This is a genomic window from Sphingorhabdus buctiana, from assembly GCF_042680825.1.
Taxonomy (GTDB): Bacteria; Pseudomonadota; Alphaproteobacteria; order Sphingomonadales; family Sphingomonadaceae; genus Sphingorhabdus_B; species Sphingorhabdus_B buctiana.
On sequence record NZ_JBHUEL010000003.1, the window covers coordinates 188,035 to 205,256 of the forward strand.

Annotated in this window: 17 protein-coding genes; 12 read left to right on the top strand and 5 right to left on the bottom strand. The window is 59.0% G+C overall.

The annotated features are described in order from the left end of the window. The first annotated feature begins 112 nt into the window (after nucleotides 1-112). The 7 genes from ACFSAG_RS03985 to ACFSAG_RS04015 all read left to right on the top strand — a co-directional run bounded on the left by ACFSAG_RS03985 (nucleotide 113) and on the right by ACFSAG_RS04015 (nucleotide 9,333). Complete coding sequence (locus ACFSAG_RS03985) at nucleotides 113-2,164, top strand: TonB-dependent receptor (RefSeq protein WP_381511593.1); 2,052 nt, start codon at nucleotides 113-115, stop codon at nucleotides 2,162-2,164. Nucleotides 2,165-2,200: 36 nt separating this feature from the next. Continuing rightward, nucleotides 2,201-4,030 carry an ABCB family ABC transporter ATP-binding protein/permease gene (locus tag ACFSAG_RS03990; RefSeq protein ID WP_381512041.1) on the top strand — a complete coding sequence of 610 codons (1,830 nt, stop codon included), beginning with the start codon at nucleotides 2,201-2,203 and terminating at the stop codon, nucleotides 4,028-4,030. A gap of 132 nt (nucleotides 4,031-4,162) precedes the next feature. Continuing rightward, complete coding sequence (gene recQ, locus ACFSAG_RS03995) at nucleotides 4,163-5,938, top strand: DNA helicase RecQ (RefSeq protein ID WP_381511595.1); 1,776 nt, start codon at nucleotides 4,163-4,165, stop codon at nucleotides 5,936-5,938. A 6-nt stretch (nucleotides 5,939-5,944) separates the two neighbouring features. Further along, nucleotides 5,945-6,373 carry a protein tyrosine phosphatase family protein gene (locus ACFSAG_RS04000; RefSeq protein ID WP_374612327.1) on the top strand — a complete coding sequence of 143 codons (429 nt, stop codon included), beginning with the start codon at nucleotides 5,945-5,947 and terminating at the stop codon, nucleotides 6,371-6,373. A gap of 3 nt (nucleotides 6,374-6,376) precedes the next feature. Beyond that, on the top strand, nucleotides 6,377-6,787 hold the full coding sequence (locus ACFSAG_RS04005) for a hypothetical protein (protein ID WP_374612325.1): 411 nt from the start codon (nucleotides 6,377-6,379) through the stop codon (nucleotides 6,785-6,787). After that, nucleotides 6,784-7,692, top strand: a complete 909-nt coding sequence (locus tag ACFSAG_RS04010) for a sterol desaturase family protein (RefSeq protein WP_381511597.1) — start codon at nucleotides 6,784-6,786, stop codon at nucleotides 7,690-7,692. Before ACFSAG_RS04005 ends, ACFSAG_RS04010 begins: the two co-directional genes overlap by 4 nt. 51 nt (nucleotides 7,693-7,743) lie before the next feature. After that, complete coding sequence (locus ACFSAG_RS04015; protein ID WP_381511599.1) at nucleotides 7,744-9,333, top strand: GMC family oxidoreductase; 1,590 nt, start codon at nucleotides 7,744-7,746, stop codon at nucleotides 9,331-9,333. Nucleotides 9,334-9,422: 89 nt separating this feature from the next. On the opposite strand, the gene ACFSAG_RS04020 is transcribed toward ACFSAG_RS04015, so the two are convergent. Both ACFSAG_RS04020 and ACFSAG_RS04025 read right to left on the bottom strand, forming a co-directional pair. Further along, a complete protein-coding gene (locus ACFSAG_RS04020; RefSeq protein WP_374612319.1) occupies nucleotides 9,423-9,638 on the bottom strand; it encodes a helix-turn-helix transcriptional regulator in 216 nt (71 codons plus the stop codon). 3 nt (nucleotides 9,639-9,641) lie between these two features. Further along, the gene (locus tag ACFSAG_RS04025; protein WP_381511601.1) at nucleotides 9,642-10,064 is read right to left on the bottom strand and encodes a hypothetical protein; all 423 of its coding nucleotides are present in this window, start codon (nucleotides 10,062-10,064) and stop codon (nucleotides 9,642-9,644) included. Nucleotides 10,065-10,188: 124 nt separating this feature from the next. Between ACFSAG_RS04025 and panB the strand changes: the two genes are divergently transcribed. The 5 genes from panB to ACFSAG_RS04050 all read left to right on the top strand — a co-directional run bounded on the left by panB (nucleotide 10,189) and on the right by ACFSAG_RS04050 (nucleotide 15,152). Continuing rightward, nucleotides 10,189-11,055: a 3-methyl-2-oxobutanoate hydroxymethyltransferase gene (gene panB / locus ACFSAG_RS04030; protein ID WP_374612315.1), complete on the top strand. Its 867-nt coding sequence runs from the start codon at nucleotides 10,189-10,191 to the stop codon at nucleotides 11,053-11,055. Nucleotides 11,056-11,133: 78 nt separating this feature from the next. After that, the gene (locus ACFSAG_RS04035; protein WP_381511603.1) at nucleotides 11,134-11,880 is read left to right on the top strand and encodes a tetratricopeptide repeat protein; all 747 of its coding nucleotides are present in this window, start codon (nucleotides 11,134-11,136) and stop codon (nucleotides 11,878-11,880) included. Further along, nucleotides 11,861-13,210: an outer membrane protein assembly factor BamB family protein gene (locus tag ACFSAG_RS04040; RefSeq protein ID WP_374612311.1), complete on the top strand. Its 1,350-nt coding sequence runs from the start codon at nucleotides 11,861-11,863 to the stop codon at nucleotides 13,208-13,210. The genes ACFSAG_RS04035 and ACFSAG_RS04040 overlap by 20 nt, the downstream gene beginning before the upstream one ends. 32 nt (nucleotides 13,211-13,242) lie before the next feature. Next, on the top strand, nucleotides 13,243-14,616 hold the full coding sequence (der, locus tag ACFSAG_RS04045; protein ID WP_374612309.1) for a ribosome biogenesis GTPase Der: 1,374 nt from the start codon (nucleotides 13,243-13,245) through the stop codon (nucleotides 14,614-14,616). 104 nt (nucleotides 14,617-14,720) lie between these two features. After that, nucleotides 14,721-15,152: an Hpt domain-containing protein gene (locus tag ACFSAG_RS04050; protein ID WP_374612306.1), complete on the top strand. Its 432-nt coding sequence runs from the start codon at nucleotides 14,721-14,723 to the stop codon at nucleotides 15,150-15,152. A 13-nt stretch (nucleotides 15,153-15,165) separates the two neighbouring features. On the opposite strand, the gene bfr is transcribed toward ACFSAG_RS04050, so the two are convergent. From bfr to ACFSAG_RS04065, 3 genes are all read right to left on the bottom strand, one after another. Beyond that, the gene (gene bfr / locus ACFSAG_RS04055) at nucleotides 15,166-15,645 is read right to left on the bottom strand and encodes a bacterioferritin (RefSeq protein ID WP_374612304.1); all 480 of its coding nucleotides are present in this window, start codon (nucleotides 15,643-15,645) and stop codon (nucleotides 15,166-15,168) included. A gap of 111 nt (nucleotides 15,646-15,756) precedes the next feature. Continuing rightward, nucleotides 15,757-15,927: a (2Fe-2S)-binding protein gene (locus tag ACFSAG_RS04060; RefSeq protein WP_374612302.1), complete on the bottom strand. Its 171-nt coding sequence runs from the start codon at nucleotides 15,925-15,927 to the stop codon at nucleotides 15,757-15,759. A gap of 56 nt (nucleotides 15,928-15,983) precedes the next feature. Next, the gene (locus tag ACFSAG_RS04065) at nucleotides 15,984-17,219 is read right to left on the bottom strand and encodes a DUF418 domain-containing protein (RefSeq protein ID WP_381511607.1); all 1,236 of its coding nucleotides are present in this window, start codon (nucleotides 17,217-17,219) and stop codon (nucleotides 15,984-15,986) included. Nucleotides 17,220-17,222 lie beyond the last annotated feature (3 nt).

The window sequence follows — 17,222 nt, forward strand, 5'->3', positions numbered from 1 at the left end:
TGTAATCCTAACCCGCCCCCCAGGGAGCACAATACAGGGCCAACAGAGCCCGACAGGAGTGGGTTTAATGAATGTGTGCTCCCGTCGCATCCTTGCGACTTCCGGAAGTTTGTTGGCATTGGCAGCGGTCAACCCCGCATTGGCCAATACCGCCCCGCAGGTCGAGGCGGCGGCAACCGACCTTGAACCGCGCACCGAAAATGGCCGCCAAATTTATGAGGCTCCTCAATTCGCCCGGTTCGCACCGCAAACCGCGCTCGATATGGTGGGCCAGATACCGGGATTCCAGATCAGCCAGGTCAGCAGCGACCGGGGCTTGGGCGAGGCCAGCCAGAATGTCCTGATCAATGGCCAACGCATCACTGGCAAGAGCAATGATGCTCAGACCGCGCTGTCCCGCATCGCTGCGAATTCGGTAATCCGGCTGGAAATCGCCGATGGTGCGACGCTCAATGTCTCGGGCCTCAACGGCCAGGTGCTGAACGTCGTGACAAAGCCTGACAGCCTGCAGGGCAATTTTGCCTGGCGTCCGCAATGGCGGCGGCGGGTCGATGATTTCTGGATCAATGGTGAAGTCAATCTTTCGGGCAAGATCGGCAAGGGCGATTTCACGCTGGGTCTATCCAATAACAACGGCTTTCGCGGTGGTGGCTGGGGCTATGAAGATGTTCGCGATGCCAATGGCGATCGCCTGTTCCTGCGCGACGTCCGCGTGCGTTCGCAGGGCGACCGGCCAAGGTTGGCGGGCACCTATTCGCTGAAAAGCGACAATGGAAATATCCTCAATGCCAACGGCGCGCTCGAATTTTTCGAATTCCGCGGGACCCGCACCTTCCTGCGCCAGCAACCCGGCGTCGCCGATGTTCTTGAGGCGGGGCGTGATCGCGAAGACGAATGGAGTATGGAACTGGGCGCCGATTATGAGTTCGGTCTGGGCGGCGGTCGGCTGAAGCTGATAGGTTTTCACCGCTTTGAACACAGCCCCTTCGTCAACCAGTTCCGTGTCACCCCGACCGACGGATCCCCCGAAAGCGGACAGAAATTCATCCAGTCGATCGACGAAGGCGAAAGCGTGTTGCGCGCCGAATATCGCTGGAAAGCTGGCAAAGCCGACTGGCAGGTTTCGGCGGAAGGCGCGTTCAATTATCTCGACGCCGAATCCGAATTTTTCCAACTCGACAGCGGCGGCGTGTTCCAGCCGGTGCCGTTGCCCAATGCAACGGCACGGGTCGAGGAGAAACGTGGACAGGTCATCCTGTCTTATGGCCGACCCATTGCCAAAGATCTGACGCTGCAAGCGACATTGGGCGGTGAATATAGCGAATTGGGGGTCACCAGCCCCAATGGTAATTCGCGCCAATATGTGCGCCCCAAAGGTTCAATCGCACTGGGCTGGAAAGCCTCGCCCAACCTCGACGTCAGCGTGAAATTCCAGCGCAAAGTGTTGCAGCTTAACTTTGGTGACTTCCTCGCCTCGGTCGATGTACGCAACAACAACAATAATGCCGGCAATTTCCAGCTTGTGCCACCGCAAAGCTGGCTGCTCAATTTCGAAGCCAACCGTTCGCTGGGCAAGGCGGGGTCGATCAAATTCAAGGTCGACCTCGAATCGATCAGCGATCTTGTCGACCGCATTCCGATAACCGCAACCACCGAAGCGCCGGGTAATATTGACGGCACTGCAAAGCGGCTGCGGACCGAAATCAACGCCAGCTTCCTGCTCGACACCATCGGCATCAAAGGCGCGAAACTCGACCTCATCGGCGCTTGGCAGACGGCATCTTTGCGCGATCCATTAACCGGCGAGAAGCGCCCGCTGAGCAATCGCGGACGGAGTTACTGGAATGCCGATTTCCGCCACGACATCCCCAATACGCAATGGGCCTATGGCGTCTTTGCCGAAGACAATAGCGATTACGGCTTTTACCGGCTCGACTATTTCGGCCGCGATTACCGCACCGGGCCGATGGTTGGCGCCTTTATCGAACATAAGAATGTGTTGGGGCTGAAGGTCCGCGGGCAGGTATTCAACCTGGCCGGCCAGACCGAGGGTTATGACGAAGTCTTCTACGTCGACCGCCGCGATGGCCCCATTGATTTCACCCATACTGGCCGCAACAATTATGGCCTGATTTACCGCGCGACAGTCAGCGGGACTTTCTAAAGCCGGATACTTCCCTATATCGGCCTGATGCAGGGAATGGCGGCACAGGCCGAAAACGGCAAGGAAAAGGAAGTAGCGAAAGCGGAGGCGAGCTTCGCCACGCTCAGCCGCTTCCTGCCCTATTTGTGGCCTAAAGACCTGCCCGCGCTGCGCGTGCGCATAGTCATCGCGATGCTGCTGGTGCTGGTTTCGAAGGGCGTCCAGCTGTCCATGGGCTTTGTCTATGGCGCCGCCATTGACCGGATGCAGCCGGGCCTGGAAGCAGGCGTCTGGATGGCGATTGGACTGGTCGTTGCCTATACCGGCGCGCGCTTTGGCGGCGTGCTGTTCGATAATTTGCGCAACACCGTTTTCGAACGTGTTGGGCAGGATGCCACGCGGCGACTGGCCGAGAATGTCTTTTCGCACCTCCACCGCTTGTCAATGCGGTTCCACATGAACCGCCGCACCGGTGCGGTGACGAAGGTGATCGAGCGCGGAACCAAAAGCATCGACGTGATGCTTTATTTCATGCTGTTCAACATTGCGCCAACGGCAATCGAACTGGTCGCGGTGCTGGTGATTTTCTGGTTCAAATTCGGGGTCGGCCTGGTTGTCGCGACGCTGGCGATGGTGATCACCTATATCCTGTTCACCCAAAAGGTGACCGACTGGCGCAACAAGCTGCGCGAGGAAATGAACGAGCTGGATACGGCCACCGTCGCGCGTTCGGTAGACAGCCTGCTCAACTATGAAACGGTCAAATACTTCAACGCCGAAGATCGCGAAGCGGAATATTATGCACGGGTGGCAAGGCGCTATGCCGATGCCGCGGTGAAATCTGAAAATTCGCTCGCTTGGCTCAATATCGGCCAGTCGTTGATCACCAACCTGATGATGGCAGGCGCAATGGGGTTCAGCGTATGGGGCTGGTCGCAGGGCCGCTTCAGCACCGGCGATGTCGTTCTCGTCAACACGTTGCTGATGCAGCTTTTCCGCCCGCTCGACATGCTCGGCATGGTCTATCGTACGATCCGGCAGGGCTTGATCGATATGGCCGCGATGTTCGACCTGATCGATACTGCGCCGGAGATTGTCGATCGCCCGGGCGCTTTCGAACTTCAGGTTGCGGGCGGCGAATTGGCATTCGAAAATGTGATCTTTGGCTATGACCCCGATCGGCAGATATTGAACGGCCTCAGCTTGCGCGTGCCGCCCGGAAAGACACTCGCCGTTGTCGGCCCGTCAGGGGCTGGCAAATCGACTATCGCGCGGCTGCTTTATCGTTTTTACGATGTCACAGGCGGCCGGATCACCATCGACGGGCAGGATTTGCGGGACGTGACCCAGTCAAGCCTGCGCGCGCAGATTGGCATCGTCCCGCAGGATACCGTGCTGTTCAATGACAGCATCGGCTACAATATCGGCTATGGCCGCGAAGGTGCATCGCAGGCCGAAATCGAGGATGCAGCGCGTGGTGCACAGATCCACAATTTCATCGCTGCGCAGCCCAAGCAATATGAGACCCAGGTGGGTGAGCGCGGGCTGAAGCTATCTGGCGGTGAGAAACAGCGTGTTGCGATCGCGCGCACGCTCCTCAAAAACCCACCCATCCTGATCCTCGACGAAGCCACCAGCGCGCTAGACAGTCGCACCGAGGCGGAAATTCTCGACACGCTGGATGAGGTTTCAAAAGCGCGCACCACCATCGTCATCGCACATCGATTGTCGACGGTCGTTGATGCGGACGAAATTGTCGTGCTCGATGCAGGCCGCGTTGCCGAACAGGGCACACATGCCGAACTGCTCGCAAAAAACGGTCTCTACGCCGAAATGTGGACGCGCCAGCAGGCCGAAAAGGACGAAGAGGCCGTCGCCGCAGAATAATCGGGCCCTAAACTTTACATCATAGTTTGTTCTTTATATGTTCCAATTCGACTCGGCTATCCACAGCGAAAGTCGCCGATGCCCGAAGAGCGCTCTATTCTTGAGGGACTATCCGGCCTAGCGGGCAGGCAGATGCTTGCGCCCGATACTCTCGACCCAGCCGATGTGCTGCACCGCGTTTTCGGCTTTGCTGAATTTCGCGGCGTGCAGGAACAGGTGGTGCGCCGGACACTGGAGCGGCAAAGCACACTGGCGGTGATGCCCACAGGGGCGGGCAAATCGCTCTGCTACCAGTTATCGGCGTTGCTGCTTGACGGTACCTGCATCGTCATTTCGCCGCTGATTGCGTTGATGCACGACCAACTGCGCGCGGCCAATGCAGTGGGCATTCGCGCGGCGACGCTGACCTCTGCCGACAATAACCGCGCCGAGACCATCGAAAGGCTGGTCAGTGGCTCGCTAGACCTGCTTTATGTCGCGCCAGAGCGGGCCTCGACCCCCGAATTCCTGCGCCTGCTGTTCGAAACCAAGGTGTCGTTGTTCGCGATCGACGAGGCGCATTGCGTATCCGAATGGGGGCATGATTTCCGCCCCGACTATCGCTTGCTCCGCCCGTTGATGGACGAATTTCCAAACGTGCCGAGGCTCGCGCTGACCGCGACCGCCGATGCGCACACCCGCGAAGATATCGCCCAGCAACTCGGCATCCCGGCTAGCGGCATGATCGTATCCGGCTTTGACCGGCCCAATATCCGCTATGCCGTCACCAACACGCCAAGCAAGGGATCGGCAATTGCATCGGCCATTCGCGGTTGGCCGGGTGCGGGGATTGTCTACGCCACCACCCGCGACCGAGCGGAAAAGCTGGCTGCCCTGATTGCCCGAACCGGGCGGCGCACGCGTTTCTACCATGCCGGGATGGAGCCATCGGAGCGCGCCGCCGCGCAGGCCGAATTTGTCGCATCCGAGGACATGGTGATGGTCGCCACAGTTGCCTTTGGCATGGGCATCGACAAACCCGATGTTCGCTTCGTCGCGCATGCCGGTATCCCCAAGTCGATCGAGGCCTATTACCAGGAAAGCGGACGTGCGGGCCGCGATGGCGATCCGGCGGTTGCGCATCTCTTCTGGTCGCCCGGGGATTTCAGCCTCGCGCGCGAACGGTTGAAGGAACAGCCGGAGGCGCGCCAGCTTGCCGAGAAAGCCCGCATCGATGCGCTGTCCGCGCTCGTCGAAACCGCCGGGTGCCGGCGTGCCATTCTGTTGCGTCATTTCGGTGAAGACCCTGCGCCGTCATGCGGCAATTGCGATAACTGCCTCGATGCACCTGCTGTGGTCGATGCGACCGAGGTTGCGCAAAAGCTGCTCTCCGCCGTCTATCGCACCGGGCAGAGTTTTGGCGTCGGGCATCTGGAAAAAGTGCTTACCGGCCGAGCCGATGAACGGATCGAGGCGCGCGGACACGACCAGCTCAGTGTCTTTGGCATCGTCACGGGCGAAGATGCCCGGCTGATCAAAGCTGTTGCGCGCGCCCTGCAAGCGCAGGGGCATCTGACCGCCAACGAACATGGTGGGTTGATGCTGGCGGGCGCAGCACGCGCGATCCTGAAAGGCGAGATGAAACTGGAAATTGTCGTTCCGCCCAAAACCCGCAAGGAAAAGCGGCAGTCGGCAAATCCGTCGGACAATCCATTGTTCGAAGCTTTACGCACCAAAAGGCGTGAACTGGCCGAGGCAGCAGGCGTTCCGCCCTATGTCATCTTCCACGATGCAACGCTGCGCGAACTGGCGCAGCGGCGGCCCGCCAATCTTTCTGATTTCGCATTGATAAGCGGCGTCGGTGCACGCAAGCTTGAAGCCTATGGCGAAGCCTTTCTGTCTGTAATAAGGGAGGCAGCAGAAGGATAAGGGTCCATGTTTCGCAAACTTACAGATACTATCTATGTCTCCCCGCAAATCGGCCTTGATGAAATCGCGGAGGCGGCGCGGATTGGTATAAAGCTGATCATCAACAACCGCCCCGAAGGCGAAAGTGACGACCAACTGCCCGGGCCCGAAGTGGAAGCCGCAGCACGGACGGTCGGCGTCGATTATGTCGCCATTCCCGTGACCCATTCAGGATTCAGCGAACCGCAAGTTGCCGCAATGGCAAAGGCTTTGAATGAAGCCGAGGGGCCGGTGCTCGCTTACTGCCGTTCGGGCACCCGATCGACATTGCTATGGGCATTGTCAGAGGCAAGCCAGGGTGGAGACCCCGATGCGCTGACCAATATGGCAGCCAAGGCAGGCTATGATGCCAATCCCGTCCGTCCCTTGATGGATATGTTGAAAGCCCGGGCCTGACGCATGGAGGGGGTGCTGGGGGAAATCGCGAAACTGGGGGCGTCGCTCGCGGCGATCCTGTTCCTCGCATGGATGGCGCGCCGCCTAGACCTTGGCGGGGATATCCGCATCCGCGATGAAGCGCACGCCCGCGCCTTGGCCGACGAAGTGATGTGCGGTTTTGATCCAGTCGATATCGCCATCGACAAGGCGGGCATTGGCGCGCTGCTTCGCGATGCACAAGGCAGGCAGATGGTGATCCGCCGCCATGGTGCGCATTTTGCCGGTCGCATCCTTGATGGTTCCACCCAATCGCGGCTTGACCAGAATTTCCTCACCGTGGGCACCAGCGACAGCCGCTTTGGCAAGGTGACCTTGAACCTCGGTGACAAGGCGCAGATCTGGGCCGCAGGCCTGCGGAGGATTTCGGCATGATCGTGAAACTGCCCAACCCGGTCGACTATGCCGTCCCCATTTTCGTGCTGATGATCCTGATCGAAATGATCTGGGCGCGGCGCAACGCACCCGAAAAATATGAACCCCGCGATACGCTGACCTCACTCGGCTTTGGCCTTGGCAGCACGGTTGCCGGCGCGCTGACCGCCGGGCTCGTCGCCTCGATGTTTTACTGGGGTTATAAGTATCGATTGATCGAAATCGGCTGGGCCTGGTGGGCCTGGATCGCCTGTTTCATCATCGATGACCTCGCCTATTACGTCTTCCACCGGAGCGCGCACCGTGTCCGCTGGTTCTGGGCGAGCCATGTGAACCATCATTCGAGCCAACATTACAACCTGTCGACGGCGCTGCGCCAAAGCTGGACCAGCTTCATCGCCTTGGGCTTTATCTTCCGCCTGCCCCTGGTCTTCATCGGCTTTCACCCGGCGATGGTGTTCTTCTGCGGGGCGATCAACCTCATCTACCAGTTCTGGATCCATACCGAGGCGATCAAGCGCTTTCCGGCATGGTTCGAATATGTGATGAACACCCCGTCGCACCACCGCGTCCACCATGCGACAAACCCGCGTTACCTCGATTCCAACTATGCCGGGACCTTCATCATCTGGGACAGGATGTTTGGCACTTTTGCAACCGAAAATGATGAGGAAGTGATCCGTTATGGCATTGTCCGCCAGCTCGGCACGTTCAACCTGCTCTACAGCGTCTTCCATGAATGGATCGCGATAGCCAAGGATGTCTGGTCAGCACCCTGGCGTTACAAGCTTGGCTATTTATGGCGCCCACCCGGCTGGAGCCATGATGGCAGCCGCGACACATCGGACAGCATCAAGGCACGTTGGAACGAACGCCAGCAAAAAGCGGTGACGCCTGCCGAATAGCGATTGCCAAACTTAATCGTCCGGTTAAACCTTACTTTCAAAGGAGTCAGTATGGACGAGTTTGATATCATCGTTGTCGGTGGCGGTTCGGCGGGGAGCGCAGCCGCAGGGCGGCTCTCTGAAAGTGGCAAGTTCAAGGTGTGCCTGGTCGAAGCGGGCGGGACCAACGATGCAATCCGCGTCAAAACCCCGGGCTTCATGCCGTTCATCCCCGATGCCTCCAACTATCGTTACGAAACGGTACCGCAAAAAGGCCTGAACGGGCGCACCGGTTACCAGCCGCGCGGGCGAGGCCTTGGCGGATCAAGCGCGATCAACGCGATGGTCTATATTCGCGGCCATGCCTTTGACTATGACAATTGGGCGGCGCTCGGTTGCGATGGCTGGGCCTATGATGATGTATTGCCCTATTTCAAACGTGCCGAAAATAACGAGCGTGGCGGCGATGCCTATCACGGCACGGGCGGCCCGCTCAACGTCATGGACCAGCGCTGGCCCAATCCGGGAAGCCGCGCCTTTGTGGAGGCCGCTGCCGAACTGCAACTGCCGCGCACAGACGATTTCAACGGCGCGCAGCAAGAAGGCTTTGGACTTTACCAGGTTACGCAAAAAGCCGGCGAGCGCTGGTCGGCTGCGCGCGCCTATGTTGAGCCTGCCAAGGCTGCCGGTCGCCTCGAAGTCATTTGCGGCGCCTTGACCGAAAAGATCATTGTCGAAAACGGCCGCGCGACCGGCATTGTCATCCGCCAGGGCCGCAAAAGCCGTACATTGAAGGCACGTGCCGCCGTCATCCTTTCCGCAGGCGCATTTGGCAGCCCGCAGATTTTGCAGCTTTCGGGGATCGGCCCCGCCGAACATCTGCGTTCGATGGGTATCGATGTGGTGCTCGACAAACCGGCCGTGGGCGAAGACCTGCAGGACCATATCGATTATGTGTCGAGCTTCGAAAGCCCATCGACCGATTTCTTTGGTGACAGCCTCGCCGGAACATGGCGGATGGCGAAGGCGCTGTTCGAACATCGGATGAAGCGGACTGGCATCCTGACCACCTGCTTCGCCGAAGCGGGAGGGTTCTGGAAAACTGACCCTTCACAGCCTGCACCCGATATCCAGTATCATTTCGTTCCGGCGATGCTCGAAGACCATGGGCGGACGAAAGTGAAAGGCCACGGATTCAGCATCCATGCCTGCGTGCTGCGCCCCTATAGCCGCGGTACCGTGCGGCTTGCCTCACCCGACGCCGCACATGCTCCTTTGATCGACCCGGCATTCCTGACCGATGATCGCGATCTGGAAACCTTGAAAGCTGGTGTCCGCCTGATGCACCGCGTTGCCGAGGCACCAAGCCTTGCCGCTTATCGCGGCGTCGATAGACACGCGACCCCGATCGACGATGATGCAGCACTGGGAGAAATGATCCGCAATCGCGCCGACACTGTTTATCACCCGGTCGGCACTTGCCGCATGGGCGCTAATGCAGACGATGTGGTTGATACGCAGCTGCGTTTCCGTGGTATTGAGGGTCTGTATGTGGCGGATGCCAGCATCATGCCGCGCCTCGTTTCCGGAAACACCAACGCGCCATCGATCATGATTGGCGAGCGTGCGGCGGATTTTGTGAAAGCGCATCTGGGCGCCTGATCGGGATCTTCAAAATTGGGGCCCGGGCGGAGAGCTGGGGAGCTTGAAAAGCCCGGGCCCCTGTGCGTGCACGCACTAACCAAACTGCCTTAATCCCCAGCCCAGCGAAACACCTCTTCAAGGGGTTTTCCAAAAACGCGCGCGATACGGAAAGCAACCTCGAGGCTGGGTGAATATTTGCCCTGTTCGATGGCCGCGATGGTCTGGCGGGTAACGCCCACCTTGTCGCCAAGATCGCCCTGCGTCATTTCGCCCGATAGGAAGCGCAGCGTCTTGATGTCGTTGTCAAAGGGAAGGCGCGCCATGACTCAGTATCCCCTGCGGTAATAGTAAAGCTGGGCGCCAACACGAACCAGTTCCGCAAGCACCAAGGTTGCCATCAGGATGTTGACCGACCAGCCATACATCAGCCCGTTGATCATGGCGAAGATATTGACCCAAACGCCAAGCACGAGTGGGTAATAGGCAGCGTGTGTGCCTTTGAGATGGATCAGTTTTTCCCGTTCGTCTTCTTTCAGATTGGCTTCCTTGGGAGTCCGGATGGCAAAATAGGCACTGCCGGCAATCATGGGCACGAGGAAGATGATCGTCGTCGGGAACAGCATCCACACCGACGTCAGCATCCCCATACGGGTGTTGGCGGTTTCCCAAGGGTAGGACAGGAAATACCAGCCGAATCCAGCCAGCAGCCCGACAAACGCCACCCAGTGAATTTTTTCGCGAAACGACATTGCACACTCCATGTTAAGTGATTCGGACGTTATGTTATATATATTTAACATTGAGTCAAATATTATTCACTCTTTAGGCTTTCGCGCTTTTGCCCCTTTGCTTTAGTCGCTAAGCGCCTGTGCCATGTCGACTACGCCCAAAACGCTCACCCTTCCCGTCTCCACCAGCCGCGCCAACCCGACGCCGCAGCCGATGAAGCGGCTTACCGTGCCGCGCATCCGGCAGCGCAAGGGCGGCGAGCCACTGGTGATGCTGACCGCCTATACGGTGCGCATGGCGCAGTTGATGGATCCGCATTGCGACATGCTTCTGGTCGGCGATTCGCTGGCACAAGTGATTTACGGCCTGCCACACACCGTGGCGGTCACGATGGAGATGATGGCACTGCATGGTGCCGCAGTCGTCCGCGGAAGCTACCACGCCGCGGTGATCGTCGACATGCCCTTTGGCAGCTATGAGGCATCACCCGAGCAGGCCTTCACCAACGCATCGCGCCTGTTGAAGGAAACTGGCGCGGCGGGTGTGAAGATCGAAGGCGGCAAGGTGATCGCGCCGACGATCGAATTCCTCACCGCCCGCGGTATCCCGGTAATGGGGCATGTCGGTCTAACCCCGCAGGCTGTCAACATCCTCGGCGGCTATGGCGTGCGCGGCAAGAGCGCAGCCGAAGCCCGCTCGATTGTCGAAGATGCCGAAGCGGTCGCCAAAGCTGGTGCATTTGCGCTGGTGATCGAGGGCGTGATGGAGCCCATCGCGATTGAAATCACCGAGAAGGTGCCCTGCCCGACCATCGGTATCGGTGCGTCGGCCAAGTGTGACGGCCAGGTTCTGGTCGCTGAAGACATGCTCGGCCTGTTCGATCGTGTCCCCAAATTCGTGAAGCGTTTCGGTGCGATGCAGGAGCATGTCGAGGAAGCGGTCAAGAAATATGCCGACGATGTCCGCTCACGCGCCTTCCCCAGCGACGAACAGCTTTACAAGCCGGATTGACCTTACCGCCCCTTCGCACTGGAAAGTCTGGCCATCCATGGCTAAGGACGCCACAAGACCACGAAACAGGAGGCCATTTTGGCACTGACCCCAACCGACAAACGCAGCGCCAGCGATGAGGCTTTCCTGCGCGAAGTCGATGATGCCGTCCGCGCGGGCGACCTTGAGAATTTCTGGAAACGGTATGGCCGTTGGCTCGCCATCGCTCTCTTTGTCGGCCTCGCGGCCTTTGGCGGCTGGATTTACTGGCAGAACCAGCAGACCGCTGCTGCAGAAAAGCAGGGCGAACAGTTCATCCTGGCGGTGGAAAAATTGCAAGGCGGCAATGTAGCCGCCGCCAAGACCGAGTTGGGCACCATCGCCAAGGCCGAGCAGCCCGGCTATCGCGCAATGGCGCAGATCCTGTTGGCCAACATCACCGCAGCCGAAGGCAACACCAAGAAAGCGGTTGCCGATTATGCGAAAGTGGTCGGTGATGAGAGCCTGCCACAGCCTTTCCGTGATCTTGCGCTCATCCGCCAGACCACGGTCGAATTTGATAGCTTGCCGCCGCAGCAGGTGATCGACCGGCTGAAGCCGCTGGCAAAGCCCGGCAACGCCTGGTTCGGCAGCGCGGGCGAGATGACCGCCATCAGCTATATGAAAATGGGTAAGGACAATCTGGCTGGCCCCATTTTCGCCCAGATTGCAAAGCAGGAAGACCTGCCGCAAACGTTGCGCTCACGCGCGCAGCAAATGGCGGGTGCCTTGGGTGTGGATACCGTTCAGCTTGAAGAAAAGCCGAAGGGTGCATCTGCGACAGCGGATGCAGGAAAGGACAATTAAGCCTGTGAAGAAACATGCGACCATAATCTCTTCGCTGGCGGCAATTGCGCTGCTCAGCGGCTGTTCGGCACTTGGCGGTGGCGACAAGAAAGACACGCCGACCATCGGCAAGCGCATCGACATATTGGGAACCGAGGCAGATACGGTCGCCGATCCCGCGCTTTCCGGCATCTCGGTCATCCTTCCGCCCGCAGCCACCAACGCCAACTGGTCACAACCCGGCGGCAACGCTGCGAAATCGCCTGGCCACCTGATGCTTTCAGAGGCACCGCAGCGCGCATGGAGCGCGCAGGTCGCCGGGGCTAGCAACCGCATGCGCCTGGCCGCAACCCCGGTGGTCCATGATGGCAAGCTGTATGTGATCGATACCGACGCAGTGGTCAGCGCCTTTGATGCTGCCAGCGGCGCAAAATTGTGGGCGACTGCGCTCGCCGTCGATAAGGATGGCAAACCTTCGCGCTTTGGCGGCGGGGTCAGCACCGACGGCACCACCGTTTTTGCCACCAATGGCGTAGGCGATGTGGCCGCGCTTGATGCCAGCAATGGCGCGATCAAATGGACCAAGCGCCCGGCAGGTCCGCTGCGTGGCGCACCGACATTGTCGAACGGCAATGCCTATGTGATGACACAGGATAACCAGATTTACGCCGTGCGGATGAGCGACGGCGAATCGCAATGGAACGAAGCCGGCCCGGTCGGCGCTTCTGGCATTTTCGGCGTCGCCGCACCTGCCGCTGCACAAGGCACCGTGATCGCAGGCTATTCGACCGGTGAGCTCGCCGCTTACCGTTATGAAAATGGCCGTAGCGTGTGGAGCGACACATTGTCGCGCACCGCCATGTCCACCAGCGTTTCGACGCTGACCGACATCGACGCCGACCCGGTCATCGATCGCGGTCGCGTTTTCGCGTTGGGTCAGGGCGGGCGCATGGCCGCCTATGAACTGGTCACCGGCCAGCGCATCTGGGAAATCAACATCGCAGGCATTTCAACCCCGGTTGTCTCGGGCGAGTGGGTTTTCGTGATGACCAGCGATGCGAAGCTGCTTTGCGTGCAGCGCGCGAGCGGCAAGATCCGCTGGATTTCGAAGCTGCCCCGTTATCGCGATGAGGAAGACAAAAAGGGTGTGATCACCTGGCGCGGGCCTGTGCTGGCTAATGGCCGTCTGATCGTCGCCAACAGCGAAGGCCAGGTCTGGTCGGTATCGTCCGGTGAGGGTTCAGCGAGCCTGCTGGTCGACATCAAGGCCCCGGTTTCGGTTGCGCCTGTTGTCGCCAACAACACGCTTTACATCCTCGACGACAGCGGACGTCTCACCGCGTTCCGTTGATCGCGCGCATGCGCATCGAAAAGGTTTGAATCATGTTGCCGTCAGTCGCGATTATTGGACGTCCGAATGTCGGCAAATCCACGCTCTTCAACCGCCTAGTCGGCAAGAAGATCGCGCTGGTTGATGACCAGCCGGGAGTGACGCGCGACCGGCGTGAGGGCGATGCCAAGCTGTTCGACCTCAAATTCCGGATTGTCGATACCGCTGGATATGAAGATGAGGATGCGGCCACGCTGCCGGGGCGGATGCGCCAGCAGACCGAGGCGGCACTGGCCGGTGCGGCTGTCGCCCTGTTCGTCATCGACGGCCGGGCAGGCGTAACGCCGCTCGATGAGGAAATCGCCCGCTGGCTGCGCAGCAGCGACAAACCCGTCATCCTTGTGATCAACAAGGTCGAAGGCAAACAGGCCGAAGACACGATTTACGATGCCTTCTCCTTGGGCCTTGGCGAAGGTGTCGCGATCAGCGCGGAGCATGGCCAGGGAATGGCCGACCTGTTTGAGGCGTTGATGCCTTATGTCGATGGCTTTGAAGAAGAAAGCTATGATGTCGAGGCGCCCGACGCGCCATTGCAGCTTGCCATCGTCGGAAGGCCCAATGCCGGCAAATCGACGCTGATCAACAAACTGCTCGGTGAAAATCGGCTGGTCACCGGGCCCGAAGCGGGTATCACCCGCGACAGTATTGCCATCGATTGGGTGTGGCACGATCCGAACCCCAGCGATCCGGAACTGGCTGACCGGCGTATCAAGCTGATCGATACGGCAGGGATGCGCAAACGCGCGCGGGTGCAGGAAAAGCTCGAGAAGCTCTCGGTCGCCGATACCCGCCGCGCGATCGATTTCGCCGAGGTGGTGGTCCTGCTGCTCGATGCAACCAAGGGGCTCGAGCATCAGGACTTGAAGATCGCAGACCATGTTATCGAAGAGGGCCGCGCGCTGATCATCGCCATCAACAAATGGGATGTCGCCGAAAATGCATCGAGCCTGTTCAATGGCATCAAAGCGGCGCTCGACGAAGGCCTGTCCCAGCTGAAGGGCGTTCCCGTTCTGGCGGTGTCGGCAGCTACAGGCAAAGGCCTTGACCAGATGCTCAAGGCCGCGTTCGAGGCCCGGGAAAGCTGGAACCGACGCGTTTCGACGGGGCAGCTCAACCGCTGGTTCGAAGAAGCGGTTGCAGCCAATCCGCCACCAGCCCCCGGCGGCAGGCGGATCAAGCTGCGCTATGTCACCCAAGCGCGTAACCGCCCCCCGACCTTCATCGTCTTTGGTAATCGTGTGGATCAACTGCCCGACAGTTATCGCCGCTATTTGCTCAACGGCATCCGCCGCGATCTCGGCTTTGGCGCGGTGCCCGTGCGAATGAATTTTCGTTCGTCCAAGAACCCGTTCGCAACCAAGGACTGAGCGCTCGTCTCGGCAAAAGCATCGAGGCTGCGTCAACGCCTTGTTTACCTATATTCTGTAACTGCAGACGCTGGAGTGTTGAACCTAGCGGAGCATCGACGTCGATGAGCTATTCGGCGGAAGAAATCGTCAATTGGGCCACATTTGGCGAGACGCGCACCGTGCTGGGCGAGGCATTTGTTCGCGTGCTCGGCTATTTCCGTGAAGATGGTATCAAATCGGTCGGTGCGATCGAACAGGCGATGCGCGAACGCGATTCGGCCAAACTCGTCTTACCGTCGCACACGCTGAAGGGTGAAAGCTGGCAGTTCGGTGCAGAACGACTTGCTGCACTGGCAGAGGAAATCGAAGTGGCAGCACGCCATTATGTCGAAATCCGGCAGGGGCCCGAGGAACTGGTCGAAAAGGTCGTCCAGCTCCGCCCGCTTTTCGAAGCGACGCTGACTGCACTTGAAGCCGAAGCGAGCCCGCTCGTCGAGCGCCGCGGCCAATATGGCTCACGCACCTTTAGCCAGACACAGTTCGGCCGCCTCTGATACGACCCGGTAATCAGCCCTCGGCTGGTTTGGACTGCAACTGGATGTAGTTCTGGATTCCCATTTGCGCGATCAGCTCGAGCTGCGTTTCGAGCGTATCGAGATGCTCTTCCTCGCTTTCGAGTATCGACGCAAACAGATCGCGGCTGACATAGTCACGCACGCTTTCGCAATGCGCGATGGCTTCCTTGAGCAAAGGAATGGCTTCATGCTCCAATGCAACATCGGCGCGCAGGATTTCTTCCACCGTTTCACCGATTTTCAATCGACCCAGCATCTGGAAATTGGGTAGCCCTTCGAGGAAGAGGATACGCTCCGCCAATTGGTCGGCATGCTTCATCTCGTCGATCGATTCGTGCCGCTCCAGCTCTGCCAGCTTGGTGACGCCCATATTGTCGAGCAGGCGATAGTGCAGCCAATATTGGTTGATCGCGGTCAGCTCATTCTTCAGCGCTTCGTTCAGAAACTCGATGACCTTGTTGTCGCCCTTCATGGCTTTTCTCCTGATGTTCGATGGCAAGATAATAGATTGGCGAAGGCAATTCTGAAAGCAGGAAAAGCCCGGTATTCGGGCCTGTTACACTTAGTTGAGGTGGCGCTAATGCTAGGCGCTTGCAGCTTTGACGCTGATCAGATCGCGCGCGAAGGATAGGCACTGCCCGCACTTGGGTTTGCGACCCAGCCGGGCGTATACATCCGCAGGCTTTTCACTGCCGCAACGCACCGCGTCGCGCAGTTCTTTTTCCCGGATGGCATTGCAAACACATACGATCATGGATTCGCATTTAACGTTAATGCGAATAGGTTGCAATAGCACTTATGCATGTGCCTTTATTTTTTGAACGGCTGCAGGCTGCCGCCCGCAAGGCTGCGCCACAACCATTCGAGCGGGCCGTAGTGGAAACGCTCCAGCCAAGGCTTGGACCAGAGCAGCATCACTGTCCACGCCGCCAGCACAAAGACCCATAACCCCAGTCGGCTGACATGGCCGTACAGGCCCAAGCCATAGCCGTAAAAGATGGTTGTCATGACAATGCTGGTGCCGAGATAATTGGTGAATGCGGCGCGGCCGGCCGCAGTGACCCGTTCGAGCAACGCACTGCCGGCCAGCTTGCGTATCCCAAGGATGAGCAAAGCTGCATAAGCGATGGTGAGCATCATTCGCGGAATCGCGGTCCATGTCATGAACGCGGCGAGCGCGGTAATCACATCAAAACCGCTCGCCATCACCCAGACGGCAATCAACGCGCTGAGCAGCAGTCCGGGCAAAAGCAGGCGGTTGATCCAGGAGCGGTAGGCGGCGGCATCCCAATTGCCCAACAGGAAGCCATTTTTCTGCAGCGCCATTCCCAGCATCATGAGAGGCAGCGTTTCGTAAAAGCCCTGCAAGATGAACGCGAAAGGTTCATGCCACTCGGCCAGCTTGGCAGCGACAATGGCGGAATAGCTGCCGCGGTGCAGCGCGAGTTCTTCGCTTGTGTTGAAGGCGAAATCGGGGTTGTTGATCACTTCCTGATATTGCTTCACCAATGCCGGGTCGGCACCCGGTTGCGTGGCAAAGAATTGCAGCACCTGCAGGCCGACAAACTGCATCGCCCAGAATAGCAGGCCAACGATGAAGATGATCAGCGCCCATTTGATCAAGCGCTCGGGCGCCCATTTGTGGAACAGGAAGGCAACGCTGCCGATGGCGGCATAGAGAAACAGGATGTCGCCGAACCACAGAAAGAAATAGTGCGAGAGGCCGAATATCGCGAGCCAGAACATGCGCGTATAGTGAACCCGGCCCGCTCTTTCGCCTTTCGCATCGGCGCGATCGATAATCAGCATCATGCTCGCACCAAAGAGCAGCGAGAACAGGCCGCGCATCTTGCCATCGACAAAGATCACGCCAAGGAACCAGGTGATCTTGTCTGCCAGCGTCTCTCCACCATAGGCCGCAGGGGTGACATAGGCCCATTCGGGCATCGAAAAGGCGATTATGTTCATCGCCAAAATGCCCATCACGGCAAAGCCACGCAGCGCGTCGAGTGTAATGTGGCGGTCGGCAAGCGTTTGATTGGGCATCAG

What these genes read in the sequence shown, in the direction of transcription:
- ACFSAG_RS03990 (WP_381512041.1), top strand. Translation starts at nt 2,201, where the DNA reads ATGGCGGCACAGGCCGAAAACGGCAAGGAAAAGGAAGTAGCGAAAGCG.
- recQ (WP_381511595.1), top strand. Translation starts at nt 4,163, where the DNA reads ATGCTTGCGCCCGATACTCTCGACCCAGCCGATGTGCTGCACCGCGTT.
- ACFSAG_RS04000 (WP_374612327.1), top strand. Translation starts at nt 5,945, where the DNA reads ATGTTTCGCAAACTTACAGATACTATCTATGTCTCCCCGCAAATCGGC.
- ACFSAG_RS04005 (WP_374612325.1), top strand. Translation starts at nt 6,377, where the DNA reads ATGGAGGGGGTGCTGGGGGAAATCGCGAAACTGGGGGCGTCGCTCGCG.
- ACFSAG_RS04010 (WP_381511597.1), top strand. Translation starts at nt 6,784, where the DNA reads ATGATCGTGAAACTGCCCAACCCGGTCGACTATGCCGTCCCCATTTTC.
- ACFSAG_RS04015 (WP_381511599.1), top strand. Translation starts at nt 7,744, where the DNA reads ATGGACGAGTTTGATATCATCGTTGTCGGTGGCGGTTCGGCGGGGAGC.
- ACFSAG_RS04020 (WP_374612319.1), bottom strand. Translation starts at nt 9,638, where the DNA reads ATGGCGCGCCTTCCCTTTGACAACGACATCAAGACGCTGCGCTTCCTA.
- ACFSAG_RS04025 (WP_381511601.1), bottom strand. Translation starts at nt 10,064, where the DNA reads ATGTCGTTTCGCGAAAAAATTCACTGGGTGGCGTTTGTCGGGCTGCTG.
- panB (WP_374612315.1), top strand. Translation starts at nt 10,189, where the DNA reads ATGTCGACTACGCCCAAAACGCTCACCCTTCCCGTCTCCACCAGCCGC.
- ACFSAG_RS04040 (WP_374612311.1), top strand. Translation starts at nt 11,861, where the DNA reads ATGCAGGAAAGGACAATTAAGCCTGTGAAGAAACATGCGACCATAATC.
- der (WP_374612309.1), top strand. Translation starts at nt 13,243, where the DNA reads ATGTTGCCGTCAGTCGCGATTATTGGACGTCCGAATGTCGGCAAATCC.
- ACFSAG_RS04050 (WP_374612306.1), top strand. Translation starts at nt 14,721, where the DNA reads ATGAGCTATTCGGCGGAAGAAATCGTCAATTGGGCCACATTTGGCGAG.
- bfr (WP_374612304.1), bottom strand. Translation starts at nt 15,645, where the DNA reads ATGAAGGGCGACAACAAGGTCATCGAGTTTCTGAACGAAGCGCTGAAG.
- ACFSAG_RS04060 (WP_374612302.1), bottom strand. Translation starts at nt 15,927, where the DNA reads ATGATCGTATGTGTTTGCAATGCCATCCGGGAAAAAGAACTGCGCGAC.
- ACFSAG_RS04065 (WP_381511607.1), bottom strand. Translation starts at nt 17,219, where the DNA reads ATGCCCAATCAAACGCTTGCCGACCGCCACATTACACTCGACGCGCTG.